23 protein-coding genes and 1 pseudogene are annotated in these 26,071 nt (G+C 74.0%); 12 read left to right on the top strand and 12 right to left on the bottom strand.

The window, feature by feature from the left end; translation table 11 throughout:
- The 5 genes from ACFYYN_RS07505 (at nucleotide 1) to ACFYYN_RS07485 (ending at nucleotide 5,186) form a co-directional block, all read left to right on the top strand.
- Nucleotides 1–1,350 carry a sulfate adenylyltransferase subunit 1 gene (locus tag ACFYYN_RS07505; protein WP_499514656.1) on the top strand — a complete coding sequence of 450 codons (1,350 nt, stop codon included), beginning with the start codon at nucleotides 1–3 and terminating at the stop codon, nucleotides 1,348–1,350.
- A 224-nt stretch (nucleotides 1,351–1,574) separates the two neighbouring features.
- On the top strand, nucleotides 1,575–2,702 hold the full coding sequence (locus ACFYYN_RS07500; protein WP_500545032.1) for an ABC transporter substrate-binding protein: 1,128 nt from the start codon (nucleotides 1,575–1,577) through the stop codon (nucleotides 2,700–2,702).
- A gap of 52 nt (nucleotides 2,703–2,754) precedes the next feature.
- Nucleotides 2,755–3,549, top strand: a complete 795-nt coding sequence (locus ACFYYN_RS07495) for an ABC transporter ATP-binding protein (RefSeq protein WP_500545030.1) — start codon at nucleotides 2,755–2,757, stop codon at nucleotides 3,547–3,549.
- Nucleotides 3,536–4,429: an ABC transporter permease gene (locus ACFYYN_RS07490; RefSeq protein ID WP_499514653.1), complete on the top strand. Its 894-nt coding sequence runs from the start codon at nucleotides 3,536–3,538 to the stop codon at nucleotides 4,427–4,429. Before ACFYYN_RS07495 ends, ACFYYN_RS07490 begins: the two co-directional genes overlap by 14 nt.
- A gap of 1 nt (nucleotide 4,430) precedes the next feature.
- Complete coding sequence (locus ACFYYN_RS07485; RefSeq protein ID WP_500545029.1) at nucleotides 4,431–5,186, top strand: sirohydrochlorin chelatase; 756 nt, start codon at nucleotides 4,431–4,433, stop codon at nucleotides 5,184–5,186.
- A gap of 14 nt (nucleotides 5,187–5,200) precedes the next feature.
- Here ACFYYN_RS07485 and ACFYYN_RS07480 read toward each other — a convergent pair whose 3' ends face one another.
- Nucleotides 5,201–6,052: an LLM class flavin-dependent oxidoreductase gene (locus ACFYYN_RS07480; protein ID WP_500545028.1), complete on the bottom strand. Its 852-nt coding sequence runs from the start codon at nucleotides 6,050–6,052 to the stop codon at nucleotides 5,201–5,203.
- A gap of 175 nt (nucleotides 6,053–6,227) precedes the next feature.
- Nucleotides 6,228–7,703: a glycosyltransferase family 39 protein gene (locus ACFYYN_RS07475; protein WP_500545027.1), complete on the bottom strand. Its 1,476-nt coding sequence runs from the start codon at nucleotides 7,701–7,703 to the stop codon at nucleotides 6,228–6,230.
- 111 nt (nucleotides 7,704–7,814) lie between these two features.
- On the opposite strand from ACFYYN_RS07475, the gene lepB reads away from it, so the two are divergent.
- A complete protein-coding gene (lepB, locus tag ACFYYN_RS07470; RefSeq protein WP_500439448.1) occupies nucleotides 7,815–8,486 on the top strand; it encodes a signal peptidase I in 672 nt (223 codons plus the stop codon).
- Between the two features lie 65 nt (nucleotides 8,487–8,551).
- Here lepB and ACFYYN_RS07465 read toward each other — a convergent pair.
- From ACFYYN_RS07465 to ACFYYN_RS07455, 3 genes and pseudogenes are all read right to left on the bottom strand, one after another.
- Nucleotides 8,552–8,665, bottom strand: a pseudogene (locus ACFYYN_RS07465) (helix-turn-helix domain-containing protein); the annotation flags it as partial.
- 102 nt (nucleotides 8,666–8,767) lie between these two features.
- Nucleotides 8,768–9,568 (bottom strand): class I SAM-dependent methyltransferase, encoded by an 801-nt coding sequence (locus ACFYYN_RS07460; RefSeq protein WP_500545026.1) that lies wholly within the window; start codon nucleotides 9,566–9,568, stop codon nucleotides 8,768–8,770.
- An 18-nt stretch (nucleotides 9,569–9,586) separates the two neighbouring features.
- Nucleotides 9,587–10,201: a winged helix-turn-helix transcriptional regulator gene (locus ACFYYN_RS07455; protein ID WP_500545199.1), complete on the bottom strand. Its 615-nt coding sequence runs from the start codon at nucleotides 10,199–10,201 to the stop codon at nucleotides 9,587–9,589.
- Nucleotides 10,202–10,305: 104 nt separating this feature from the next.
- On the opposite strand from ACFYYN_RS07455, the gene ACFYYN_RS07450 reads away from it, so the two are divergent.
- Both ACFYYN_RS07450 and ACFYYN_RS07445 read left to right on the top strand, forming a co-directional pair.
- Complete coding sequence (locus ACFYYN_RS07450; RefSeq protein WP_499514647.1) at nucleotides 10,306–11,517, top strand: pyridoxal phosphate-dependent aminotransferase; 1,212 nt, start codon at nucleotides 10,306–10,308, stop codon at nucleotides 11,515–11,517.
- Nucleotides 11,518–11,826: 309 nt separating this feature from the next.
- Nucleotides 11,827–14,049: an MMPL family transporter gene (locus ACFYYN_RS07445; RefSeq protein ID WP_500545198.1), complete on the top strand. Its 2,223-nt coding sequence runs from the start codon at nucleotides 11,827–11,829 to the stop codon at nucleotides 14,047–14,049.
- A 922-nt stretch (nucleotides 14,050–14,971) separates the two neighbouring features.
- Here ACFYYN_RS07445 and ACFYYN_RS07440 read toward each other — a convergent pair.
- The 7 genes from ACFYYN_RS07440 to ACFYYN_RS07410 form a co-directional block, all read right to left on the bottom strand.
- The gene (locus tag ACFYYN_RS07440) at nucleotides 14,972–16,378 is read right to left on the bottom strand and encodes a carboxylesterase family protein (protein WP_500545025.1); all 1,407 of its coding nucleotides are present in this window, start codon (nucleotides 16,376–16,378) and stop codon (nucleotides 14,972–14,974) included.
- A 118-nt stretch (nucleotides 16,379–16,496) separates the two neighbouring features.
- Nucleotides 16,497–17,222: a VC0807 family protein gene (locus ACFYYN_RS07435; protein WP_500545024.1), complete on the bottom strand. Its 726-nt coding sequence runs from the start codon at nucleotides 17,220–17,222 to the stop codon at nucleotides 16,497–16,499.
- A gap of 140 nt (nucleotides 17,223–17,362) precedes the next feature.
- A complete protein-coding gene (locus ACFYYN_RS07430; RefSeq protein ID WP_500321754.1) occupies nucleotides 17,363–17,731 on the bottom strand; it encodes a tetratricopeptide repeat protein in 369 nt (122 codons plus the stop codon).
- Nucleotides 17,728–18,717 (bottom strand): pirin family protein, encoded by a 990-nt coding sequence (locus tag ACFYYN_RS07425; protein WP_500545023.1) that lies wholly within the window; start codon nucleotides 18,715–18,717, stop codon nucleotides 17,728–17,730. Before ACFYYN_RS07425 ends, ACFYYN_RS07430 begins: the two co-directional genes overlap by 4 nt.
- Nucleotides 18,718–18,846: 129 nt before the next feature.
- Nucleotides 18,847–19,170: a GNAT family N-acetyltransferase gene (locus ACFYYN_RS07420; protein WP_500321757.1), complete on the bottom strand. Its 324-nt coding sequence runs from the start codon at nucleotides 19,168–19,170 to the stop codon at nucleotides 18,847–18,849.
- 8 nt (nucleotides 19,171–19,178) lie between these two features.
- Nucleotides 19,179–19,811, bottom strand: coding sequence for an FMN reductase (locus tag ACFYYN_RS07415; protein WP_500545022.1), 633 nt, complete (start codon nucleotides 19,809–19,811; stop codon nucleotides 19,179–19,181).
- A complete protein-coding gene (locus tag ACFYYN_RS07410) occupies nucleotides 19,808–20,920 on the bottom strand; it encodes an LLM class flavin-dependent oxidoreductase (protein ID WP_499514639.1) in 1,113 nt (370 codons plus the stop codon). The genes ACFYYN_RS07415 and ACFYYN_RS07410 overlap by 4 nt, the downstream gene beginning before the upstream one ends.
- 569 nt (nucleotides 20,921–21,489) lie before the next feature.
- Here ACFYYN_RS07410 and ACFYYN_RS07405 point away from each other — a divergent pair.
- The 4 genes from ACFYYN_RS07405 to ACFYYN_RS07390 are packed head-to-tail and all read left to right on the top strand — an operon-like array spanning nucleotide 21,490 to nucleotide 26,048.
- Nucleotides 21,490–22,737 carry a cytochrome P450 gene (locus tag ACFYYN_RS07405; RefSeq protein ID WP_500545021.1) on the top strand — a complete coding sequence of 416 codons (1,248 nt, stop codon included), beginning with the start codon at nucleotides 21,490–21,492 and terminating at the stop codon, nucleotides 22,735–22,737.
- A 16-nt stretch (nucleotides 22,738–22,753) separates the two neighbouring features.
- Nucleotides 22,754–23,995 (top strand): aminotransferase class I/II-fold pyridoxal phosphate-dependent enzyme, encoded by a 1,242-nt coding sequence (locus tag ACFYYN_RS07400; RefSeq protein ID WP_500545020.1) that lies wholly within the window; start codon nucleotides 22,754–22,756, stop codon nucleotides 23,993–23,995.
- Entirely contained in the window at nucleotides 23,992–25,140 is a 1,149-nt protein-coding gene (locus tag ACFYYN_RS07395; protein ID WP_500545019.1) for a GNAT family N-acetyltransferase, read from the top strand. The genes ACFYYN_RS07400 and ACFYYN_RS07395 overlap by 4 nt, the downstream gene beginning before the upstream one ends.
- Nucleotides 25,137–26,048, top strand: coding sequence for an NAD-dependent epimerase/dehydratase family protein (locus tag ACFYYN_RS07390; RefSeq protein WP_500545018.1), 912 nt, complete (start codon nucleotides 25,137–25,139; stop codon nucleotides 26,046–26,048). Before ACFYYN_RS07395 ends, ACFYYN_RS07390 begins: the two co-directional genes overlap by 4 nt.
- Nucleotides 26,049–26,071: the final 23 nt, after the last annotated feature.

Below are 26,071 nucleotides of genomic sequence, written 5' to 3'. Positions count from 1 at the left end.
ATGACCACCGGCACCACCGCCGAGCAGCTCTCGGCCACCTCCCTGCTGCGCTTCGCCACCGCGGGTTCCGTCGACGACGGCAAGTCCACGCTGGTCGGCCGGCTGCTGCACGACTCCAAGTCGGTGCTCGCCGACCAGCTGGAGGCCGTCGAGCTGGCCTCCGCCCGCCGCGGGCAGGAGGCGCCGGACCTGGCACTGCTCACCGACGGCCTGCGCGCCGAGCGCGAGCAGGGCATCACCATCGACGTGGCGTACCGCTACTTCGCCACGCCGCGGCGGCGGTTCATCCTGGCGGACACGCCGGGGCACGTGCAGTACACGCGGAACATGGTGACCGGCGCCTCGACCGCCGAGCTGACCGTGATCCTGGTGGACGCCCGCAACGGCGTCGTGGAGCAGACCCGCCGGCATGCGGCGCTGGCGGCGCTGCTGCGGGTGCCGCACGTGGTGCTCGCGGTCAACAAGATGGACCTGGCCGACTGGTCGGAGCCGGTCTTCGCGGCCATCGCCGAGGAGTTCACCGCCTACGCGGCCTCCATCGGCGTCCCGGAGATCACCACGATCCCCATCTCGGCCCTGGTCGGCGACAACGTCGTGTCGCCGTCGGCGAACATGGACTGGTACGGCGGCCCGACGATCCTGGAGCACCTGGAGACCGTCCCCGTCGGCAGCGACCCGGGCGCGCACCCGGCGCGCTTCCCCGTGCAGTACGTCATCCGCCCGCAGACCGCGGAGCACCCCGACTACCGCGGCTACGCGGGGCAGATCGCCTCGGGCGTGCTGCGCGTCGGCGACCCCGTGACGGTCCTGCCGTCCGGGCTGACCAGCACGATCAGCGGCATCGACGCGCTCGGCACCCCGGTCGACGTGGCGTGGGCCCCGCAGTCGGTGACGCTGCTGCTCGGCGACGACCTGGACATCTCGCGCGGCGACCTGATCGCGCCGTCCGACGCCGCCCCGGCGACCACCCAGGACGTCGAGGCGACCGTGTGCCACCTGCACGAGCGGCCGCTGAAGGTCGGCGCGCGCGTGCTGCTCAAGCACAGCACGCGCACGGTCAAGGCGGTCGTGAAGCGGCTGCCGTACCGGATCGACCTGACCCGGGGGCTGGAGCACGAGGACGAGCCGGGCGAGCTGCGCGTCAACGACATCGGCACGGTGGTGCTGCGCACCTCGGAGCCGCTGCCGCTGGACGCGTACGCCGACTCGCGGCTCACCGGCTCCTTCCTGCTGATCGACCCGGCGGACGGCACCACGCTGACCGCCGGCATGGCGGGCGAGGCCTTCGCCGCCCGCACCGCCACGGCCGCGGGCGACGCGGCCGGTGACGACGAGGGGTGGGATTTCTGATGGCGTTCGACGACGCCTTCGCCGGATTCGCCAAGGAGGGCGGTCGCGTCGGCAGCGGCTGTCTGGGCAGCGGCACGGGCGGTGTCACGCGATGTGCGCGCTGACCCCGTCCGAGCACCGCACCCGCGCCGCGTACGCGGCACCGCACCACCGACCACCAGACAGCCACCACCCCGGCGCGCCGTAGAGAGCGCGAGCCGGGGCCATCGAGAGGACCGCCTCCCGTGACTGCCGATCGCACCACCGCCCCGAGAACGTCCGCCCGTCGCCGCCTCATAGCCGGCGCCGCCCTTCTGCCGCTGCTGGCCCTGGCCGCCTGCGGCTACGGCTCCGACAAGAAGGACGACACCACCAACGCGGCCGCGAGCAGCGGCACCAGCAAGAAGCTGTCCGCCTCGACGGTGAAGATCGGCTACTTCGCGAACCTCACCCACGCCACCCCGCTGGTGGGCCTGAAGGAGGGCTTCTTCGCCGACGCGCTGGGCTCGGGCACCACGATCAAGGAGTCGGTGTTCAACGCCGGGCCCGCCGAGATCGAGGCCCTCAACGCCGGTTCCATCGACATCGGCTGGATCGGCCCCTCCCCCGCGGTCAACGGCTGGACGAAGTCCGGCGGCAAGAGCCTGAAGATCATCTCCGGTTCGGCCTCCGGCGGCGTCAAGCTGGTCGTCAACCCGGACAGGATCAAGACCCTGAAGGACGTCAAGGGCAAGAAGATCGCCACCCCGCAGCTCGGCAACACCCAGGACGTGGCGTTCCTCAACTGGATCGCCGAGCAGGGCTGGAAGGTCGACGCGACCAGCGGCAAGGGCGACGTCTCCGTGGTCCGCACGGACAACAAGGTCACCCCCGACGCCTACAAGACCGGCTCCATCGACGGCGCCTGGGTGCCCGAGCCCACCGCCTCCAAGCTGGTCGCCGAGGGCGCGAAGGTGCTCCTGGACGAGCGCGACCTGTGGCCGGACAAGAAGTTCGTCATCACGAACGTGATCGTCTCCCAGGCGTTCCTCAAGGACCACCCGGACGTCGTCGAGGCCGTCCTGCGCGGCTCGGTGAAGACCAACGCCTGGATCGGCGCCAACCCCGACAAGGCCAAGGCCGACGCCAACGCGCAGTTGGAGAAGCTCTCCGGCAAGCCGCTGCCCGCCGACGTCATCGACCCGGCCTGGGAGAGCATCCAGGTCATCGACGACCCGCTGGCGTCCACGCTGCAGACCGAGGCCGACCACGCCGTCACCGCCGGCCTGCTGGAGAAGCCCTCGCTCAAGGGCATCTACGACCTGACGATCCTCAACAAGATCCTCAAGGGCGAGGGCAAGACCGGGATCGACGACGCCGGTCTCGGCGGCTGAGGCCCGGCAGCACCGATGAAGACCGCAGCCCCAGCCCTCAGGAGGTGACGCCATGGCCACCGCACTCACCAAGCAGCCCGCCGTGACGGTCGACGCGGCCCCGTACGCCGCACGGCTCGAGCACGTCTCGAAGTCCTTCGGCCGTCCCGGCGCGGAGACGCACGTGCTGGACGACATCAGCATCGATGTCGCGCCGGGCGAGTTCGTCTGCCTCCTGGGGGCCTCGGGCTGCGGCAAGTCCACGCTGCTCAACCTGGTCGCGGGACTCGACCGGCCGTCCGCCGGGGGCATCGAGACCCCCGGCGGCCGTCCGGCCCTGATGTTCCAGGAGCACGCCCTGTTCCCGTGGCTCACCGCGGGCAGGAACATCGAACTCGCCCTGCGCATGCGCGGCGTGCCGCGCGCCGAGCGGCGCCCGGAGGCCGAGCGGCTGCTGGAGCTCGTCCGCCTGAAGGGCGCGTACGGCAAGCGGGTGCACGAACTGTCCGGCGGCATGCGGCAGCGCGTCGCGCTGGCCCGGGCGCTGGCGCAGGACAGCCAGCTGCTGCTGATGGACGAGCCGTTCGCGGCGCTCGACGCCATCACCCGCGATGTCCTGCACGAGGAACTCACCCGCATCTGGGCCGAGACCCGCCTGTCGGTGCTCTTCGTGACCCACAACGTCCGCGAGGCGGTGCGGCTCGCTCAGCGGGTCGTGCTGCTCTCCTCGCGGCCGGGACGGATCGCCCGGGAGTGGACGGTCGGCATCCCGCAGCCGCGCCGCATCGAGGACTCGGCGGTCGCCGAGCTCTCCGTGGAGATCACCGAACACCTCCGGGGGGAGATCCGGCGCCATGGCCAGCACTGAGACGAAGGCGGACGTCAGGCCGGGCGGCGACCTCGCGGGGCTGGAGGCCGGGCTCGACGCCCTGGAGACCCGGTCCGCGACCCGCGTGCCGCTGGCCCGTGTGCTGCTGCAGAAGGCCGTTCCCCCGCTCGTCGCCATCGCGCTGGTGCTGGTGGTGTGGCAGCTCGCGTACCACTTCGAGCTCAAGCCGCACTACCAGCTGCCCAGTCCGGCGGAGGTCGGGCGCGCCCTGCAGGACAAGTGGCTCGACGGCACCCTGCTCGGCTACGTCTGGACGAGCCTGTCGCGCGGCGCGCTGGGCTTCGTGGCCTCCGTCGCGATCGGCACGCCGCTCGGCCTGCTCGTGGCGCGGGTCCGGGTGGTGCGGGCCGCGATCGGGCCGATCCTGTCGGGCCTGCAGTCCCTGCCGTCGGTGGCGTGGGTGCCCGCGTCGATCATCTGGTTCGGCCTGTCGGACGCCACGATCTACTGCGTGGTGCTGCTGGGCGCGGTGCCCTCGATCGCCAACGGCCTGGTCGCGGGCGTCGACCAGATCCCGCCGCTGTTCCTGCGGGCCGGCCGCACCATCGGCGCCACCGGCATCCACGCGGTGCGGCACGTGCTGCTGCCGGCCGCCCTGCCGGGTTACCTCGCCGGCCTCAAGCAGGGCTGGGCCTTCTCCTGGCGCTCCCTGATGGCCGCCGAGCTCATCGCCACCTCCCCCGACCTCGGCGTGGGCCTGGGCCAGCTGCTGGAGCAGGGGCGCGAACTGTCCGACATGCCGAGCGTGCTGGCGGCGATCCTGCTGATCCTGATCGTCGGCATCGGCATCGAACTGCTGGTGTTCGCGCCGCTGGAGCGTTCGGTGCTGCGCAGCCGCGGCCTGTTCGCACGGGGCTGACATGACCGCGCACCCCGTCCTCCTCGTCATCGCCCACGGCAGCCGCGACCCGCGGCACGCCGCGACCGTCCACGCGCTGACCGAACGGGTCCGGGCGGCCCGTCCCGGGCTGCGCGTGGAGACGGCCTTCCTCGACCACTGCGCGCCCAACGTGCCGCGGGTCCTGGACCGGCTGGCCGCGGAGGGCGTGCGCGAGGTGGTGGCGCTGCCGCTGCTGCTCACCCGGGCCTTCCACGCCAAGGCCGACATCCCGGCGGTGCTGCGCGAGTCCGCGGCACGGCACGCCCGGATGCGCGTGCGCCGGGCCGACGTGCTCGGCCCCTCGCCGCTGCTGCTCGCCGCGCTGGAGCGGCGGCTGCGCGAGGCCGGGCTCGGCCCCGGCGACCGCCCCTCGACCGGGATCGTCCTGGCGTCGGCGGGCTCCTCGGACCCGGAGGCGATCGCAGTGATCGCAGAAATCGCGCGGGAGTGGCGGCGTACCGGTTGGTGCGCCGTGCGGCCTGCGTTCGCCTCCGCATCCCTTCCCACCACGGACGAGGCGGTGCGCGCGCTGCGCGCCGAGGGCGTACGGCACGTGGCCGTCGCGCCGTACGTCATCGCGCCGGGCTTCCTGCCCGACCGCATCGCCCGTGGCGCCGTGGCCTCCGGGGCGGACGTCCTCGCCGACGTCCTCGGCGACGCCCCGGAGGTCGCCCGGCTGCTGCTGCGCCGCTTCGACGAGGCGCTGCGGCCCCGGTTCGCGCTGGCGCTGGCCTGAGGCGCGGCGCGCCGTCAGGACACGACGTCCGCCAGGCGTTCGACCTGGGCGGGGTCCGACGACCAGCAGTAGAGCACCACTTCGTCGGCGCCCATGCCGGCGTACCCGGCGACCGCGTCGCGGATCTGCTCCGCAGTGGCCAGGAGGCCCTCCGCCACGCGGTCGGCGAAGTCGGTGAAGGCGTAGTAGGCGCGGACGTTGGCGCGGGCGGCGGTGACCACCGCGTCCGGACCGAGCGCGACGTTGGCCTGGGCGACCAGGCGGGGCCGGCCGGGCCGTGCGTGCCGTTCCCAGCTCCGTTCCGCCTCCCGGAAGAGCCGGTCCATCGCCTTGGGCGGCAGCCCGGCGCCGAGGAAGCCGTCGCCGTGGCGGCCGACCCGGTCGATCGCCGCCGGGGCGAAGCCGCCGAAGAGCACCTCGGGCCCGCCCGGGGTCGCGGGGGCGGGACCGATCGGCCCGGCCCCGTCGCCGTACGGGTCACCCGCCCAGAGGCGGCGCAACACGGTCATCTGCTCGTCGAGCAGGCGGCCGCGGCGGTGGAAGTCGGCTCCCGCCGCGCGGAAGTCGTCCTCGCGGGCGCCCACGCCGATGCCGAGGGTGAAGCGGCCTGCGGACAGCCGGTCCAGCGTCGCGGCCTGCTTGGCCAGGACGGCGCCGTCGCGGAACGGGGTGATGAGCACCTCGGTCTGCAGCCGGATCCGGCGGGTCGCCCCGGCGAGCACGGCGAGGGTGACCAGCGGTTCGGGGTTGTCGTACACGAGACGGTCGAGCAGGCCGAGGGTGCTGAACGGACCGTCGTCGGCGCTGCGGGCCCAGGTCGTCAGCACGGCGGGGTCGTCGACGGGAAGGCCGAGACCGATCTTCATGGGGAACTCCTCCGGAAGGGCAGGGGCAAGTGGTGCCGCCCCTCCGTGACCGCACGACCAACCGTGCGGGCCGCTCCCGTTCTGCGGCGTCCCTCAGGGAGCGTGTTCGTCGAGTGCTGCCACCGTAACCCGGCGCCCCCGCCTCGCCCCTTCATTTCTCCCGTGTCGGACCGGCCTAGTAGTAGTGGCGCAACGACGGCCACAGCCGTGACCACGGTTCGTCCGGGCCGGTGCACAGGACGATCGCGGCGTGCTGCTCCTCGTTGTCGACGTGCTGTCCGTTGTCGACGCGGCCGACCTGGCGGCAGCCGGCAAAGTGGCGTTCGACGCCGTCGGCGTCCTCCTGACGCACCAGCAGCACCGGTCCGGTGGCGGAGTCCGGTGGCGGGCCCCAGTCGGCGAAGCTCATGTGGGGGGAGTAGGGGGCGGGCAGTCCCCGGGCGGGGCCGTAATGGGCGAGGGCGCCGGCCTCGCCGTAGTTCTGCGCTAGGACGACGGCACGGGAGCGGTCGGCGGCGGGCAGGTCCGACCAGGCGTCGGCGACGGCGTCGGCGAGCTGCGGCCAGCCGATCTGCTCGCCCTGCTCCTTGTTGACGGCGTTCACGACGGCCACACCGCGCGGCGGGAGCACCGGCAGCGAGATCAGGGCGCTGATGACCGCCGTGACCGCGATGGCCGGCCACATGGCGCGCGGCCGGGAGACGGACCTGACGCAGCCCGCGGCGAGCAGCACGAGCAGCAACGGCAGGCAGTAGTACGGCTTGCCGCCGGAAGCGACGACCAGGACGGCGAGCAGGACGTAGGCCGGGGCGAACGCACGGGCCCAGCGCAGCGCGGGATCGCGCCACAGCCGCAGCCCGCCCGCGATCCACACCGGCACGAACACCGGTGAGAGGAAGAGGATCTGCTGGGGCACGAACAGGAGGCGGTTCTCGGCGCCGTCGTCCGCGCTGATGCCGCCCGCGACGGTCAGCTGGGGCCAGCCGTGCGCCGCCTGCCACCACAGGCCGGGCAGGGCCAGCGCGAGCGCCACCGCGGCTCCGGCGACCGGCCACCAACCGCGCAGCACGTGCCGGGGGCCGGTGGCGAGCAGCGCCGCGAGGAGGGCGACGGCCAGCAGAGCGACCAGGTACTTGTTCTCCAGGCCGACGCCCAGGGCCGCACCCACCGCGAGCCACAGCCGGCCGTCCCCGGTGCGCAGCAGCCTCAGCAGGATCCAGCAGACGACCACCCAGGCGAGCACGTCGAAGGTGGCGGTGGAGACCAGGTGGCCGACGGCGAGGACGAAGCCGGAGACCGCCGTGCACACAGCCGCGAGCACCTGCGCCGGACGCCCGCCGCCCAGTTCCCTGGCGACGAGGGCGACGACCACGACCGTCGCGGCGCAGGCGAGGGTGGCCACCACCCGCAGCCCGGCGGGCGTCTCGCCGAAGACCGCGGTGGACAGGCGGGCGGCGAGCGGGGTCAGCGGGGGCTGGTCGACGTAACCCCAGGCGGGGTGGTCGCCGGCGACGAGGAAGTACAACTCGTCGCGGTGGAAGCCGTAACGGCCGGACAGCGCGGTCAGCACGGCGGCGACCGCGGCCGCGACCGCCAGAACGGGCGCCGCGGCGAAGGACGCCACCTGCGCGCGGACGTGCGTAGCCGACATCCCCCACCCCCCGGTGTTCCCGGACGACGGTACCGGGGCGGTGCCCGGGGGGCCACGGTTCCGGCCGGACGGCGGTCGTCTAGTGTGCCGTGCACGGATTCGGGAGGGGTCATGGCAGAGGCGGCGGGAAGACGGCGGCGTATCGCGGCGTGGGTGCTCGGACCGGTGGGGCTGGTGCTCGCGGTCGGTGCGGTGGTGACGGCCCGGACCGGCTACACGACGGGCACCGTCTCGAGCGCGGCCATGGAGCCGACCTACTCCCCCGGTGAGCGGCTCCTGTTCGAGCGGGTGGGCGGGGACGAGGTCCGGCGCGGCGACGTGGTGCTGATCGACGGGCAGGACCGGTACGGCGGGCTGGTGCTGGAGCGCGTGATCGGCACGGGCGGCGACCGCGTCGCGGAGCGCAGCGGCGGGCCGGTGACGGTGAACGGCAAGGAGCTGTCCGAGCCGTACGTGAAGGACGGGGATCCGTCGGGCGGCGCGCCCGCGTTCGACGTCACGGTGCCCGAGGGGCGGCTCTTCCTGCTCGGCGACCATCGCGCGGACTCCAGGGACTCCCGCTGGTTCCTCCGCGAGCAGTCGGGCACCCTCCCCGCCGCCGGGGTGCGGGCCCGGGTTCTGGAGGACCGCGGCAGCGCGCTGCTGCCGGCCCTGGCGGCGCTGCTCGGCCTCACGCTGGCGATCACGGGCCTCGTCCTGGGGATCACCGCCCGGGTCGCCCGGCTCCGCGAACGGCACCCGGCCGTACCGCCGGTCTGGGGCGCCGCTCCGCCGGTGCCCTAGGTGTATTGACCCGCAGCGTTGTTCACGCGGGTGATGGGTGGGTGGCCGCCGAGTGCGGTGTGGCAGCGGCGGACCCATTTGTGGGCGGTGGCTCGGGAGATGCCCATTTCGGCGGCCACATGCGCGACAGGGCGACCCGCGCAGACACGCTCGACCAGCCGGGCATTACGGTGGGACACGAAGACCTCCGTGTGGTGCAGTCCTAGACACCTCCACCACACCGGAGGCCTTCGCCTTGATCAAGCCAGGACCGGTGTCAACAACGCTCGTGACGAGACGGCCTAGGCGCCCGGGGCTCCGACGTCGAAGCGGTTGAGCCGGGAACCGCCGGCGCGCGAAGCGCGGTCGAGCAGCGCGCTCAGGACGCGGCGGCCCGGGGTGAGCCGGGCGCGGGCCTGCGGCGGGAGGTCCCACAGCGTGCGGGAGTCGCGCAACCGCAGGCCCCATGCGGCCAGTTCACGGGGGTCGTCACAGCTCCAGCCGACGTTGACGGCGCGCGGGCGGCGGGCCTCGGCGGAGCCGACGGTGTCCATCAGGAGGACCGATCCGGGGAACCGGTCGCGGATGACGTCCACGGCGGAACGGGCCCCGGCCTCGGTGAGGTAGATGAGCACGGCCTCGGAGACGAAGAGGTAGGGGCCGGGCGCCGCCGCGACGGCGGCCGCCCAGTCCGGTTCCGCGGCCGAACCGGCGACCATGCGGCGGCGCGCGTGCTCGGCGAAGAGCTCGCGGCGCAGCGCGATGACGTCCGGCAGGTCGACCTCGACCCAGGTGGCGGTGCCGTTGTCGACCCGCTCGTAACGGGTGTTCAGGCCGGCGCCGATCTCGACGACGGTGCCGGACGGGTGCTCGGCCAGGAACTCGCGCACCCAGTCGTCGAGGACGACGCCCCGGAAGACCGGGCCGAGCAGCTTCAGCCCGCCGCCGATGCGCGAGACGTCGTAGTCGAGGGCGCCCGCCAGTTCGACCGACCGCGGGTCGCGGGTCAGCGGCCGCCTGCGGCGCGTCTCGGCCGCCCTCGCGTGCAGCGGTATGAGCAGGGTCTCCTGCACCGGGCCGAGTTCGACGCGCCGACGTTCCATGCCCGCACCGTACAGCGGTCAGGCACCGCGCAGGGCGTCGGCGAGGGGGCCGTCGCCGGTGACCTCGGCGCCGCCGTCGCGCAGGGACTCCGCGATGCCGCGGACGGCGCCCGCGGGCACGGCGAGCACCGCGTCGGGGCGCTTGGCGGGGCCGTCGGCGTACGAGGGGGTCCCACCGCCGAGTTCGATGTGGAAGGCGCCCTCGTCGAGGCGGACCTCGACCACTCCGGCGGGGACCCCGGGGAGCGCGGCGAGGTGCCGCATGAGGGGCACGGCCGCCCAGTGCGCGCGGACGGCGTCGGTGGGCCGCGGGTCCTGCAGTTCCGGCGCGCCCCATTCGGCGAGGGCGCCGAGCACGGGGAGCAGTTCACCTCCGCGCCGGGTGAGTTCGTAGACGTACGCGGCACCGGGCGGCGCGAGGCGGCGGCGGGTGACCAGGCCGTCGCGCTCCATCTCCTTGAGCCGGGAGGCGAGGACGTCGGTGCTGACGCCGGGCAGGTCGGCGTGGAGGTCGGTGTACCGGCGGGGACCCGCCAGCAGCTCCCGGACGATCAGGAGCGTCCAGCGCTCCCCGACGGTGTCCAGGGCGCGGGCGACGGCGCAGTACTGGTCGTAACTTCGGCGCGGCATGATCCCCAGTGTAGACAAGTGGTTGGACTTTCCAAGCGCGTACTTGGTAAAACCAAGGAGAGCAGCGTACCGAGCAGGATCGCGGGACCGGGTCGGGAGGCCGTCGCATGGAGTACAAGCAGTCGGGCAAGCTGGCGGACGTCTGCTACGAGATCCGCGGGCCGGTGATCGAGCACGCCAACGCGCTGGAGGAGGCCGGGCACAGCGTCCTGCGTCTCAACACGGGCAACCCTGCGCTGTTCGGCTTCGAGGCGCCCGAGGAGATCCTGCAGGACATCATCCGCACGCTCCCCACGTCGCACGGCTACAGCGACTCGCGCGGCATCCTGTCGGCCCGCCGGGCGGTGGCCCAGCACTACCAGGAGCGCGGGCTCGCCGACGTCGGCGTGGACGACGTCTTCCTCGGCAACGGGGTGTCCGAGCTGGTGCAGATGGCCGTCCAGGCCCTCGTGGACGACGGCGACGAGGTGCTGATCCCGGCCCCCGACTTCCCGCTGTGGACGGCCGTGACGAACCTGGCCGGCGGCAAGGCCGTGCACTACCTCTGCGACGAGCAGGCGGACTGGTTCCCCGACCTCGACGACATCGCCTCCAAGATCACCAGCCGTACGCGGGCGCTGGTGATCATCAACCCCAACAACCCCACGGGCGCGGTCTACCCGCGCGAACTGCTCGAAGGCATGCTCGACCTGGCGCGCCGGCACCACCTGGTCGTCTTCGCCGACGAGGTCTACGACAAGATCCTCTACGACGACTCCGTCCACCACTCGGCCGCCCAACTCGCCCCCGACGTGCTGTGCCTGACCTTCAGCGGGCTGTCCAAGGCCTACCGCGTGGCGGGCTTCCGCTCCGGCTGGCTGGTCGTCACCGGGCCCCGGCAGCACGCCAAGAGCTACCTGGAGGGGCTGACGATGCTGGCCTCGATGCGGCTGTGCCCCAACGTCCCGGCCCAGCAGGCGATCCAGGCCGCGCTCGGCGGCCGGCAGAGCATCAAGGACCTGATCCTGCCCGGCGGACGGCTGCACGAGCAGCGCGACAAGGCCTGGGAGAAGCTGAACGAGATCCCCGGCGTCAGCTGCGTCAAGCCCAAGGGCGCGCTCTACGCCTTCCCCCGGCTGGACCCGAAGGTGCACCGGATCCACGACGACGAGAAGTTCGTGCTCGACCTCCTGCTCCGCGAGAAGATCCAGGTCGTCCAGGGCACCGGCTTCAGCTGGCCGCGCCCGGACCACTTCCGCATCCTGACCCTCCCCCGCGCCGACGACCTGGACGCCGCCATCAGCCGCATCGGCCGCTTCCTCGCGGGCTACCGGCAGTAGCCCGGGGCCGGGCGCCGCACCCCGGGGCCGGCGCATCCCGTTTGCGTGCGGCCGGGCACCGCGACGGCGGTCGTTGTAGGGGGCAACACTCCCGTGGGCGGGGGTTTTCCCCACTCCCTGGGGAGGAGAAACCCTCCGCCGGTTCACCTGTCAGCCGGATGGGGTGCCGTCCCGTGGACCCATAGCGTCGAGGGCGAGGCGGTGGTGAGGTTCCACCGCCCGGCTTCGAGGGGGTTCGCAACCGTGGCAAGCGCACACGGCAGGGCACGTACCGCGGGGACGGTACGCGGGCAGGGCATCGCCGCCGCCATGGGCGGCTGGAGCGCCCGGCACCGCTGGACGGCGGTCGGGAGCTGGCTGCTCTTCGTCGTACTCGCGCTGGTCATCGGCTCGATGGCCGGGCGGGTCGACCTGACGGACCGGGAGGAGGTGCCCGGGGAGTTCGGGCAGGCGGTGGCCATCCTGGACGACGCCGGGCTGAACGACGGGCCGGCCGGTGAGATGGTGCTGGTCCAGGCGGCCGGGGGCTCCCTGAAGGCCACCGACCCGGCGTTCCGGGCTGTGGTCGGGGAGGTCGTCGCCGCGGTGAAGGGCACCGGCGAGGTCGCCTCCGTCCAGTCGCCGTACGACGTCGGAGCGGTCTCCGAGGACGGCCGGTCCGCACTGGTGAGGTTCGACCTGCGCGGCGACCCGCAGACGGCGCCCGACCGGGTCGAGCCGGTCGTCGACGCCGTCCAGGGCGTCCAGGACCGGCACCGTGACCTGAAGGTCGAGCAGTTCGGCGAGGCCAGCTCGGAGAAGGTCTTCAACGACGCCTTCGGCAGCGACTTCCAGCGCGCCGAGTACTCGGCTCTGCCGGTCGCGCTCGGCATCCTGCTGATCGCCTTCGGCGCGCTGGTGGCGGCGCTGCTTCCGGTGGCACTGGCGATGACGGCCTTCCTCGCGACGACCGGCCTGGTGGCCGTCGTCAGCCACGGGGTGCACATGAGCGACACCGCCAACTCCGTGATGCTGCTGGTCGGCCTGGCGGTCGGCGTCGACTACTGCCTGTTCTACCTGCGGCGTGAGCGCGAGGAGCGGGAGGCGGGACACGACGCGCAGACCGCGCTGCGGATCGCGGCGGCCACCAGCGGCCGGGCGGTGCTGGTCTCCGGCGTGACGGTGATCGTGGCGATGGCGGGCATGCTCTTCACCGGCATCGGCGACTTCAAGGCGATGGGCCTGGCCACGATGATGGTGGTGGCCGTGGCGATGTTCGGCTCGGTGACGGTGCTGCCCGCGCTGCTGTCCCTGCTGGGCGAGCGGGTCGAGAAGGGCCGGATCCCCTTCCTGCGCCGCCGGGGCAAGGGGGCGAGCGGGGAGTCCCGCATCTGGCGGGCGGTCCTCGCGGGCGTGCTGCGCCGCCCGGTGGTGGCGGCGGCGGTCGCCGGTGGGGCACTGGTCGCGCTGGCCGTCCCGGCGGTCGGCCTGAACACCGCGAACCTGACGCTGAGCCAGGAACTGGGCGACGGCCTGCCGGTCGTGCGGGCGTACGAGGACATCAACAAGGCGTTCCCGGGCGGCCCGGACCCGGCCCAGGTGGTCGTCAAGGCCTCGGACATCACCTCGCCCGAGGTCCGTCAGGCCATCGACGCCTTCTCCCGGGAGGCCGTGGCCAAGGGCGCCTCCCCCGGGCCTGTGGAGACGGAGCTCCATGAGAAGGCGGGCGTCGCCGTCCTCAAGGTGCCGCTGACGGGCGGCACGGACGAGGAGAGGGCCGAGGCCTCGCTGAAGGTCCTGCGCGACGAGGTGCGCCCGGGCACCCTGGGCGAGGTGGCCGGCGTCACGGCGCCCATCGGCGGCTCGACCGCGGCCTCGATGGACTTCACCGACAAGATCGGCGACGCGGTTCCCCCGGTCTTCGCCTTCGTCGTGGCCTTCGCCTTCCTGCTGATGCTGCTCTCCTTCCGGTCGCTGACCATCGCGGTCACCTCGATCGTGCTCAACCTGCTGTCGGTGGGCGCCGCCTACGGCATCCTCACCATCGTCTTCCAGCACGGCTGGGGCGCCGGCCTGGTGGGCGCCGAGGGCGTGGGCGCGATCGTGGCCTGGCTGCCGCTGTTCCTGTTCGTGATCCTCTTCGGGCTGAGCATGGACTACCACGTCTTCGTGGTCTCCCGGATCCGTGAAGCGCGGATGCGGGGGCTGACCACGCAGGGCGCGATCCGGCACGGCATCACGACGACGGCCGGTGTGGTGACCAGCGCCGCGGTCATCATGGTGGCGGTCTTCGCGATCTTCGGCACGCTGTCCATGCAGAGCATGAAGCAGATGGGCGTGGGCTTGGCCGCGGCGGTGCTCATCGACGCCACCGTCATCCGCGGTGTGCTGCTCCCCGCGGTGATGGCCCTGCTGGGCGAGCGCAACTGGTACCTGCCCAAGTGGCTCGGCTGGCTGCCGGACATGACCCACGACGAGGCCGGCGTCGAGCCCGCCCCGGTGCGGCCGGTCACCGCCCCGGCACCGGTCGAGCCCTCCGGTGTGGGCCGCTGAACCGGCGGACGCCACGAGGACGCTCCGGCCCGGCCCCCGTCGCCACGGGGGCCGGGCCCCGGCGTACCGCCACCCGGCTCAGGGCCCGCCGGCGCCGAACATCCCCATCAGGGCCTCGACGATGAGCGTGCCCGTGCTCGCGGCACCCGTACCGAAGGCGGTCGCCGGCAGGTAGCCCACGGCGGCGTCCTGCGGCGGCGGGGAGCTCTCCCGAACGCGGCCACCTGCTGCCCGTCGCGCCACACCACACTGCTGTGGGAGCTGACCGGTTCGAAACGGCAGGCCCGGCCCGGAAGCTCGGCACGGACGCCGAACGAGGAGCGGGTCAGCCGCCCCGGCCCGAGGTGCAGCCTGGCCGCGTCGCCGCCGACCGTCAAGGTCAGCCGTCCCGCGTCGCGGGTGCCCACCGGGGCCTGGGCGCGGTCCCGTGCCTCCCCTTCGCGGACGATCGTCGCGGTCGGCAGCCCCGGGCCCTCCACCCGGGCCAGGGCCGCGTGAACGCCCGGCAGGGTGATGGTCGGCGAGCCGGACAACGCGTCCCGCACCGTGCGCCGCGGCGCCGGGCCGACGGCCGGAGCCTCGCCCATGTACCTCACCGTCCCGTCGGAGGCGGCGTGACCAGGGCGGCCACTCCCCTACCGAAAGTCCGCGCAAGGCCGCCCAGCGGGGTCGGGCTCAGCGCTCGGCGCCGGGGCGCGGGGTTATGGCCCCGCGCCCCGGGCCGTCCACCGCGCGCGCGGCCGGGGCCGTGGACGCGCCCGCGGAGCCAGGGGTCCGGAACGGGTCGAGGGCGGGTGCCGGACCGCGCGCCGTGAGGGGCGCGGTCCGGTCGGGATCCGAGAAGAGGTCTCGCTCATCGCCTGAAGTCGACATGCCCGCAGCGTATCCCGTGTTCGAATATTTGTGCGATCCCCCGGAAGAGTTAACGCACCGGCGGCCCGAACCGCCTCACCGAGGCGGCCGTCCCCGGCTCGTACGGCCGCCACGGCCCGCGCCCCTCCCCGCCGTCCCCGTCCCCGTCCTCCCCGTCCTCCCCGCCGTCCGGGCGGCCGGTCGCCACGAACGCGGCGAGCGCCCCGCCGAAGGCCCGGGCGAGGGCGCGGTCGGCGTCGTCCACCGGGCCCAGCATCGGGGCGTCGGCGTACGCCGCGAAATCGCCGAAGAGGAAGGGGAGTTCGGCGCAGTGCGTGGCACCCAGGGTGCCGTCGTCGCCGGGCGGGCGCCGCGTGAAGCGGTAGGCGTACGCGGGCCGGCCCCGCTCCGCGCAGTGGGCCGCGATCGCGGTGACCCCGGCCCCGAAGACCCGCTCGGTCCCGGCCGCGTCGGGGAAGCCGGCGGGCGAGGCGGCACGGAAGGCCGTCATCTCGTCCTGCGTGCTGCCCAGCAGGACGTCCGTGCCGTCCAGGCCGCCCACGGCCACCGCCGCCATCGGAGCGCGGGGCAGGCCCGCCCCGCCGAGCACCGGGTGCATCGGCGGGGCGACGTCGCCGGGCCGGGCGCGCTCGGCCGACAGCCGCCCGTACGCCGACACGAGCCGCTCCGCGGGCAGTTCCCGCAGTTCCGGCGGGTGCCTCACGCCCAGGAGCCGCAGATAGGCGGCGGTGACCTCCGCCGCCTCGGCGGGCTCCCGCGCTGCGAGCCCCCACGGCCCGCTCTCGGCGAGCACCCGCCGGACGAGTCCGTGCGTGCCCGGGTCGACGGCGAGGCAGAGCGCGCAGTACGCGCCGGCCGACTGCCCTCCCACCGTGACCAGCGCGGGGTCACCGCCGAAGGACGCGATGTTGTCGCGGACCCAGCGCAGCACCGCGGCCTGGTCCCGGCTGCCGAGGTTGTCCGCGCCGAGTTCCGGCAGGTACAGCCAGCCCAGCGGGCCGACGCGGTAGTTGGCGGTGACGACGACGATGCCGCCGAGGGCGGCGAGCCGCGTGCCGTCGTACCAGTCCCAGCCGCCCGAGCCGGTGGTGAAGCCGCCGCCGTGGAACCACACCAGCACCGCCCGGGGATCGGCACCGGCCTCGAGCGCCCCCTCGGGCACCCACACGTTGAGGGTGAGGCAGCCGTCCTCGTCCCCGTGCGGCTCGCGCGGGCCCATGACGACCGCCAGCCGGGACGGCGCCTGCGGCACCTCGGGGCCGGCGTGGGCCGCGTCGCGCACGCCGGCCCAGCCGGGGTGCGGTGCGGGCGGGGCGAACCTCAACGCGTCCACCGGCGACGCCGCATAGGGGATCCCGCGGAAGGCCGCCACGCCCCGCTCCCCGGTCACCCCGCGCACGGAGCCCCGCTCCGTGACCACCACCGGCCGCCGCTGTCCTTCGGTCTCACTGTCCATGGCAGCCGGTCTACCGGCAACGACCGGCCGGTGGCCACGACCTGCCCGGCCGACGTGGCGGCACGTGCCCCCGATGCCGCCCGGACCGCCGGACGTGCGCGATGCGCGGCGGTTACCGTCAGGCCCCGGGTACGCCGGGCGCCCCGGCCGCCTCGCCGGCCCGGGCGGCCTCCGCCTCCGCCGCCGCCGCCTCCGCGGCCTGCCGTTCCCGCTCCTTGCCGCGGGCGGCGGCGCGCCGGCCGTAGAGGATCGTCCACGCGATGAGGACACCGGTGACGGCGTACGCCATCACCGAGTTGACCGTCACCATGGTGGCGGTCGACAGCTTGTACGAGAGGCCGATCCTGGCGAGTGCCTCGAGGATGTAGCCGACCCCCCAGGCGACGGTCATGGTGCGGATGACGTGGCGGAAGCCCTCGTACTGCCACAGGCCGTCGAACCGCTCGGCGTCCTCCTTGGTGCCGTTGGTGCCGAACTTGCGCCCGAAGTAGAACATCAGCGGCCGGGGCGCGAGCAGGCTGGCCAGGCAGACCACCCCGAACAGGCCGGTGACCGCGGAGTCCTTGACCAGCAGCAGGCGCGTGGAGTGCGGGCCCACGACGGTGACGACCACGGTGATCACCAGGAACACGAGGGTGATGACGGCGAACTCGTCCACCTTGCGGCGCCAGGCGAGCGTGATGGCGGTGTCCAGCACCGGCCACACGCCGGAGACGAGCAGGGCGGAGAACTCGCTCCAGCCGGCGTCGGTGAGCCGGCCGTAGGTGAGGATGGGCAGGACGATGTTGAAGGTGATGGTGAGCGCCCAGCCGAGCGCGGACGACGTGCCGGAACGTGCGGACACGGCTTTCCCCCCGTAGTAGTTGCCGAAGCCGCAGGGGAACATACGCCCGGCGCCGCCGCCCCGGCCAGGCTCTTTGCCCAGGCTTTAGGGCGGCGGCGCCGCGTGTGCCACCGGGCCCCGGTCCGGGGCCCGGCACCGGCTCAGTCCTCCGGGGGCAGCTCCCCGGCGAAGGCCGCGGCGAGCCGCAGCCAGGGCGCGGCCTCGGCCTCGCGCCCCTGCCGCTGGAGGGTCCGGCCCAGCATCAGGTGCGCGTAGTGCTCGACCGGGTCGCGCTCGACGACCACGCGCAACTGCTCCTCGGCACGGCCGAGCTGGGCGGAGTGGTAGTAGGCGCGGGCGAGCAGGAGGCGCGGGGCGACCTGCTCGGGCACCTCGTCGACGACGGCCGTGAGCAGCCGGGCCGCCTCGGTGTACTCCTTGGCCTCGAAGTAGAGCCCGGCGCGCGCCCAGCGCTCCGCCGTGGTCTCCTCGTAGGCGGCGTAGGACCCGTGGTTGGTGGTGGTGTTCACGCGAGCTCCTCTCCGGGTGCGGTGTGCGGCATGTGGCCGGCCGGCTCCCGTCCGAACCGGCCCCGTTCGAAGTCCTCGACGGCCTGCATGACCTCGGCCTTGGTGTTCATGACGAACGGGCCGAAGTGCGCGACCGGTTCGCGGATCGGGCGGCCGCCCAGGATCAGGACGTCCAGGGCGGGGGTGCGGCTGTCGGGGTGGTCGGTCGCCTCCAGGGTCAGGGTGTCGCCGCTGCCGAACACGGCCAGCTGGTGCGCGCCCAGCGGGCGCCGTTCGGCTCCGGCGGTACCGCGCCCGGACAGCACGTAGGCCAGGGCGTTGAAGTCCGGCCGCCAGGGCAGGACCAGGCGCGCGCCGGGACTGACGGTGGCGTGGACCAGCGTGATCGGGGTGAAGGTGCTCCCCGGTCCCGCGTGGCCCGCGACCTCGCCGGCGATGACGCGGACCAGCGCGCCGCCGTCGGGCGAGGACAGCAGCGCCGCCTCCGGGCCCTCGATGCTCTGGTAGCGGGGCGCGTTCCACTTGTTCGCCCGCGGCAGGTTCACCCACAGCTGGACGCCATGGAACAGCCCGCCGGAGACGACCAGTTCCTCCGGCGGCGCCTCGATGTGGAGGATGCCGCTGCCGGCCGTCATCCACTGCGTGGCGCCGTCGGTGATCGTGCCTCCGCCGCCGTGCGAGTCCTGGTGCTCCATGCGGCCGTCGATCATGTACGTGACGGTCTCGAAGCCGCGGTGCGGGTGCCACGACGTGCCCTTGGGCTCGCCCGGCGCGTACTCGACCTCACCCATCTGGTCCATGTGGATGAAGGGGTCGAGCTCCCGCGTCGGCACACCGGCGAAGGCGCGGTGCACCGGGAAGCCCTCGCCCTCGAAGCCCTGAGGGGCGGCGGTCACCCTGCGCACCGGGCGCTGCTCGGCGGTCAGCGGGTCGGGCCCGGCGACACGGGGCAGCAGCAGGGTGTTCTCCACGGTCACGGCAGGCATGACGCCCTCCTCGGCAGTCTCGGCGGGCCCGGTCCGGGCCCCGCACGGTCGGTTTAACATTCAACCAACCGGATCCATTCCGGCCCGCCCGCCGTCTGCCGTGGAGGCCGCCGGAGACCCCGGCCGGCCTCAGAAGCCGAAGCGCGGGCGCTCGCCCTCCGGCACCAGGTCCACGTACTCGGGGTGCTTGCCGATCCACGCACGGATGAAGGGGCAGAACGGCAGCACCGCCAGCTTCCGCTCGCGGGCCGCGTCCAGCGCGGCCCGGGCGAGGGCGCCGCCGAGCCCGCGACCGCCGAAACGGGGGTCCACCTCGGTGTGGATGAACGCTATCTGGTCCCGGTACAGGTGGTACTCGGCGAAGCCGGCCACCTCCTCGGCACCGCCCTCCTCCGCCGCGTCGAAGATCTCGAAACGGGACTTGCCGGGGTTGTCGGCGACGCGCAGTGCCATCGTCTCTCCTACTCGGGCCGCAGGGCGGCCAGTTGCTGTGCGAACGGAACGACCGTATCGGCCGCGGTCACCGGGGCCGGGGGCCGCGTCACCAGCAGCGCCGCCAGCTCGCCCGCGGCGCGCACGATACGGGTCGGCAGGGTGTCGGTGAGCGCGTCGCCGCTGCCGCCCCAGTCCTCCGAGGCCGCGTACACGGCGGTCGGGACGACCACGGCCCGCAGGTAGGCGAAGAGCGGCCGCAAGGCGTGCTCCAGCGCGAGCGAGTGCCGGGCCGTACCGCCGGTGGCGGCGATCAGCACGGGCTTGCCGGCCAGCGCGTCGTTGTCGATGACGTCGAAGAACGACTTGAACAGCCCGCTGTACGAGGCCGAGAAGACCGGCGTCACCGCGATCAGGCCGTCCGCCTCCGTGGCGGCGGCGACGGCGTCCGCCAGGGCGCGACCGGGGAAACCGGTGACCATGTTGTGGGCGATGTCCACGGCCAGGTCGCGCAGTTCGACCACCCGCACGTCGACCGTGCGGCCGCCGTCCGCGACGGCCCGGCGTACGGCCTCGGCGAGCCGGTCGCCGAGCAGCCGCGTGGAGGACGGCGTGCTCAGGCCGGCCGAGACGACCACGAGCTTGAGGGGTGCGGCGGTCACTTCGCGGCCTCCTTCTCCTTCTCCTCCAGCGCCTGCGCGTCACGCCGGGCCACCAGCGAGGCGTGCGTCGGGGCCTCCGGCACGTCCGCGGGGCGGCCCTTGGCGAACTCCTCGCGCAGCACCGGCACGACCTCCTCGCCGAGCATGTCGAGCTGCTCCAGCACGGTCTTCAGCGGCAGTCCCGCGTGGTCCATCAGGAACAGCTGGCGCTGGTAGTCGCCCGCGTACTCGCGGAAGCCCAGCGTCCGCTCGATGACCTGCTGCGGCGAACCGACGGTCAGCGGGGTCTGCTCGGTGAAGTCCTCCAGCGACGGCCCATGGCCGTAGACCGGGGCGTTGTCGAAGTACGGCCGGAACTCGCGGACGGCGTCCTGCGAGTTCTTCCGCATGAACACCTGGCCGCCGAGGCCGACGATGGCCTGCTCCGGGGTGCCGTGGCCGTAGTGCGCGTAGCGCGCGCGGTACAGCTCGACCATCCGCTTGGTGTGGTCGGCCGGCCAGAAGATGTTGTTGTGGAAGAAGCCGTCGCCGTAGTACGCGGCCTGCTCGGCGATCTCCGGCGAGCGGATGGAGCCGTGCCAGACGAAGGGAGCCACGTCGTCCAGCGGGCGGGGCGTGGAGGTGAAGCCCTGCAGCGGGCTGCGGAAGCGGCCGGCCCAGTCGACGACGTCCTCGCGCCACAGCTTGTGCAGGAGCGCGTAGTTCTCGACCGCCAGCGGGATGCCCTGCCGGATATCCTGCCCGAACCAGGGGTAGACCGGTCCGGTGTTGCCGCGGCCCATCATCAGGTCGACGCGGCCGTCGGCCAGGTGCTGCAGCATCGCGAAGTCCTCGGCGATCTTCACCGGGTCGTTCGTGGTGATCAGCGTGGTCGAGGTGGAGAGGATCAGCCTCTCCGTGCGGGCGGCTATCCAGCCGAGCATGGTCGTCGGGGACGAGGGCACGAACGGCGGGTTGTGGTGCTCACCGGTCGCGAAGACGTCGAGGCCCACCTCCTCGGCCTTGAGCGCGATCGCCGTCATGGCCTTGATCCGCTCGTGCTCGGTCGGCGCCCTGCCGGTCGTGGGGTCCATGGTCACGTCACCCACAGTGAAGATCCCGAACTGCACCGGCTTCACCCTCCTCCGTCGTCTCACGATATGTTGTTGATTATTCAACCACCCTTTCCAACGAGATGCCCCATCGGGCTATTCCTCCCACGGCGCCACCCCGGGCGGCGGTGCGACAGGTGGCGGTGACCAGCACGTCAGACGCGCGGGGCGCGGGAGGCCCCGATCGCAGCGCAAGGGGGTCGCGAGCCGGCGGCGCGGCCTCGACGGATGTGAGCGGCCCCATCGGGCGCCGACCGCGGGCACCGGCCCCACGGTCCGCCCGGCACACCGCTTCCCCGCCGGCGGGGAAGCCGCCGGCGATCCCCGTCACGGGATACGCCGTCCACGCATCCGCGTCCATGGCACCTGCGGGGGACACGGGGCGGTCCGGACACGGACGGTCGACCGTAGCGGACCGTGCGGGGGAAAGGCGAATTACGTTCACGAGTGGGTGAAAAGTGCCTATGTGACTGGATCGGAACACCTCCGGCAGAGCACTCTCAGGGGCGCCAGTCCGGCGTACGCCGCCCCGTGCGCCCCGCGACGCTCCCCCTCCTGCCTCCGAGCCGAAGTCCGTTTCCTGACACATGAGCCACGTGATGCTGTCCCCGAAGCCCACCGCCCTTGACGCGCGTTCCGCGGCGGGCCTCGTCCGGCAGTGGCGCAGAGCCGTGGAGCCGCAGGCGCTCGCAGCGGCGTACGACGCACTCGCCGCGGCAGGGCCGCTCGTGCCGACGCCGTGGGGCGCGCTCCTGGTCACGGGGTACGAGGAGTGCCGGCAGGTGCTGACCGGGCGGGAGTGGCTCACCCTCGGGGCCCGGTGGCGCGACGCCCACCGCCCCGGGTGGCGGGAGAGCGCGAGCACGGTCGGGCTGTGCGAGACGCCCCTGCAGCAGGATCCGCCGGAGCACACCGCGCGCCGGCGTCCGCTCAACGCGGTGCTGGCCCCGCGGGTCGTGCGGGAGGCGGCGGAGCGGCTCGTGGAGCCGCTCACCGACCGCCATGTGCGGGAGTTCGCCGCGGCCGTGCGCCGTGACGGCGCCGCCGACGTCGTCGCCCGGGTCTGCCGGCCGCTGCCCACCGCGGTCCTGGCGGAGATGGCCGGGCTGCCGGAGTGGATCGACCGGGGGTGGCTCGCCGCCGAGAGCGCCGCCATGGTGCGCGTGGAGGAGCTCGCCGCACCGCCCAGCGTCGTACGGCGGGCGGACGCCGCCGCGCTGTCCCTGCTCGACGCGTACGACCGCGCGCTGGCCGAGCGCCGCCGGCACCCCACGGGGGACCTGCTGTCCCGGTGGGCCGCCGAGGACCCGGCAGGGGCCCGCTACCTGCTGCTGACGCTGTTCTCCGCGGGGGTGCCCACCACGGCCGCCCTGCTGGCCGGCACGGCGCTGACGCTGATCACCGACCCCGCGTCTGCCGAAAGGATCCGCCAGGACCCGGGGTTCGCCGGGCCGCTCACGGACGAACTGCTGCGCTGGGACCCGCCGGGACGGGTGGTGACCCGCGTGGCGGACGCGGACACCGAGCTGGGCGGCCGTCCGGTGCCCGCCGGACGCGTCGTCCACGCGCTCATCGGCGCGGCGCACCGCGACCCGGCGCGCTTCCCCGCCCCGCACGTCTTCGACGCGGACCGGCCGGCGCAGCGGCTGCTGGCCTTCGGCGGCGGCCTGCACTACTGCCTCGGGTCCCATCTGGCCCGCGCGCAGGCGCTCGCCTTCGCCCGGGCCTTCGCCCGCGAGCTGCCCGGCGCCCGGGCCGCCGCCCCGCCGGTGCGGCACACCGGGCCGAGCATGGCCGACATCGCCCGGCTCACCATCCACTCGCCCCTCACCTAAGGGAGACCGAAGGCCAGTGACCGAAATCCAGGACGCCACCGACGCGTTCCGCAAGGACCTGTCGTCGTCGACCTTCGTGCGGGCCATGGTGGAGACGGGCGTCCGGCCCTTCTACCGCTCCCTGCACATGACGGGCGACGGGGAGGCCGTCGTCGAGGGGCGGGACGTCGTCATGGCGGGCTGCAACGACTACCTGGGCCTGTCCACGGACCCCCGGGTGACGGCGGCCGCGGCCGAGGCGCTGACCCGCTACGGCGCCTCCTGCTCCGGTGCGCGCACCCTCAACGGCACCCTTCCCCTCCACGGCGAACTGGAGGAGCGGATCGCGGACTTCCTGGGCACCGAGGCGGCCGCCGTGGTCACCACCGGTTTCCAGGCGAACCTCGCCGTGGCCGCGCTGCTCGGCCGCGGCGACATCGCCTTCAGCGACATGTCCAACCACGCCTCGCTGGTCGACGGCATCCGGCTCGGCGCGGCCCGCCGCGTCCTGTACCCGCACTCGGACACCGTGCGGCTGGACACGCTCCTGGAGCAGGCCACGGCCGCGGAACCGGCCGCGGGCAAGGTCGTCGTCACCGACGGGATGTTCTCCATGGACGGCGACCTGTGCCGGCTCCCCGAGCTGACGGAGCTCGCCGCCCGGCACGGCACCCGCCTCGTCGTCGACGGCGCCCATGACATCGGGCTGCTCGGCCCTGGCGGGCGCGGTGTCGCAGACCACTTCGGCCTCATGGACCGGGTCGACCTGTTCACCGGGACCCTGTCCAAGTGCTTCGGCTCCACCGGGGGGTTCCTCGCCGGTCCCGCGCACGTCATCGACTACCTGCGCTACAGCGCCCGCTCCATCCTCTTCTCCGCGTCGATGCCGCCGGCCGCCCTCGCCGCCGGGATCGCCGCGCTCGGCATCGCCGCGGCCGAGCCCTGGCGGCGCCGGCGCGTGCTCGCCCTCGCGGAGGCGCTGCGGGCGGGGCTGCGCGCGCTCGGCTACGACACGGGCGACTCGGTCACCCCGGTCGTGCCCGTCCTCATCGGGGACGCGACCGTGTGCGCCCGCATGTGGCAGGCCCTGCTCGACGAGGGCGTGTTCACCAACGCGGTCGGTGCCCCCGCCGTCCCCGAGGGCCGCTGCGTGATCCGGGTGACCGTGCAGGCCACGCACTCCGACGCCCATCTGGGGCGGATCCTGGGCGCCTTCGCGGCCGCCGGCCGCCGGGTCGGCCTCGTCCCGGACCTGCCCGCCCAGGCGGTGGCCCGGTGAACGCCGTCACCGTCACCCCCGTCGAGGACCGCGCCGCCACGACGGCCTTCATCAGGCTGCCGTACGCGCTCTACCGCGACGAACCGCACTGGGTCGCGCCGCTGGAGCGCGAGGTGCGCGCCTTCCTCGACCCGCGCCGCAACCCCTTCTTCGAGACGGCCGAGGCGCGGCTCTTCCTCGCCCGCCGGGGGCGCCGGACCGTCGGCCGGATCGCGGCCGTCACCGACCCCCGCTTCCACGAGCGGCACGACTACAAGTGCGGTCACTTCGGGCTCTTCGAGTGCGCCGACGACCTGGAGGCCGCCGGGGCCCTGTTCGACGCGGCGGCCGACTGGCTGGCAGGGCGCGGGCTGACCCGGATGCTGGGCCCGCTCAGCTTCTCCGTCAACGACGAGTGCGGACTGCTCGTGGACGGCTTCGACGGGCCGCCGAGCGTGGGCATCCCGTACAACCCGCCGTACTACGCGGACCTGCTGACCGGCTGCGGCTTCGGCAAGGCCAAGGACCTGCTGTCCTGGCTGGTGCCGATGCCCCCGGACGGCGAGCCGCCCGCCGCGATCGCCCGGGTCGCCGCGCGCACCCTGGCCGACCCGGCCGTGCGGGTGCGGCCGCTCGACCCGGACCGCTACGAGGCCGACATGGCCGTCATCAAGGACATCTACAACGACGCCTGGGCCGAGAACTACGCCTCCGTGCCGCTGACCGACGCCGAGTTCCTGCACATGGCCGCACAGTTGAAGTCGGTCGTCCACCCGGAGCTGGTGCGGATCGCCGAGGTGGACGGCGAGCCGGCCGCCTTCACGCTGTGGGTACCGGACGTGAACCAGGCGCTGCGCACCGCGCGGGGCAGGCTCACCACCTGGGGACTGCCGGTCGGCATGCTGCGGATCAGCCGCGCCATGGGGCGCATCACCCGTGTCAGGGGCGGCACCTCGGGCGTGCGCAAGGAGCACCGCAGCCGCGGGCTGGTGGCGGTGCTGCTCGCCGACGCGCAGCGCGCCGCGTTCCGGCTCGGCTACACCGAGACCGACCTGTCCTGGATCCTGGAGGACAACCGCGGCTCCAACCGGCACGCGCAGGCCATGGGCGGGGTGCACTTCAGGACACACCGGCTGTACGAGCGCGACGGCGGGGGCCTGCGGTGAGGTACCTCGTGACCGGCGCCACCGGCTTCATCGGCGGCCACCTCGTACGCCACCTCACCGCCCGCGGCCACGAGGTGACCGCGCTGGTGCGCGGCGGCCGCGACGTGCCCGGCACCCGCAGCGTGCCCGGTGACCTGGCCACCGGGGAAGGGCTGGCCGTCGCGCTGCGGGGCGTGGACCGGGTCGTCCACCTGGCGGGGGTCACCAAGGCCGGGGACCCCCGCGCCTACGCCGCCGTCAACGCCGCCGGCACACGGCGGCTGTGCGAGGCGGCCGCGGTCGCCGCCGTGCCGCCGCGCCTGGTGTACTGCTCGTCGCTGGCCGCCTCCGGCCCCGGACGACGGCGTCACGAGGACGCGCCGCCGGAGCCGGTCTCCGCGTACGGGCGCAGCAAGCTCGGCGGCGAGTGGGCGGTGCGGGACGCGGCGGACCGGCTGCCGGCCGTCGTGGTCCGGCCGCCGATCGTCTACGGCCCGGGTGACCCGGAGTTCCTGCCGCGGCTGGTGGCGGCGGTGCGTACGGGCCTGCTGCCCGCGGTCGGCCGGCCCGGGCCGCGGCACTACTCGCTGATCCACGTCGACGACCTGTGCAGGGCGCTGATCACCGCCGCCGACCCCGGCACGACGGACGTGGGCACGTACCACGTCTGCGACGGCACCGAGCACCGCTGGGAGGACATCGGCGCCGCCGTGGCGGCCGCGCTCGGGCGCCGGGCGCCGCGGGTGGTGCACATCCCCGGGCCGCTGGCCATGGCCGCGGCACGGCTGTTCGGCAGCTCGTCGGCGCTCAACCCCGACAAGGTCGCCGAGGCGCTGCACCCCGCGTGGACCTGCGCCCCCGGCGGCCGCCTCCCGTACCGGCCCGCCGTCACGCTGCCCGAGGGGCTGCGCGGCGCCCTGAAGCGCTGACCGCCCCGCCAGGAACCCCACCA

The organism is Streptomyces sp. NPDC001902, assembly GCF_042891295.1.
Taxonomy (GTDB): Bacteria; Actinomycetota; Actinomycetes; order Streptomycetales; family Streptomycetaceae; genus Actinacidiphila.
This window is presented reverse-complemented; position numbering and strand designations above follow the sequence as displayed.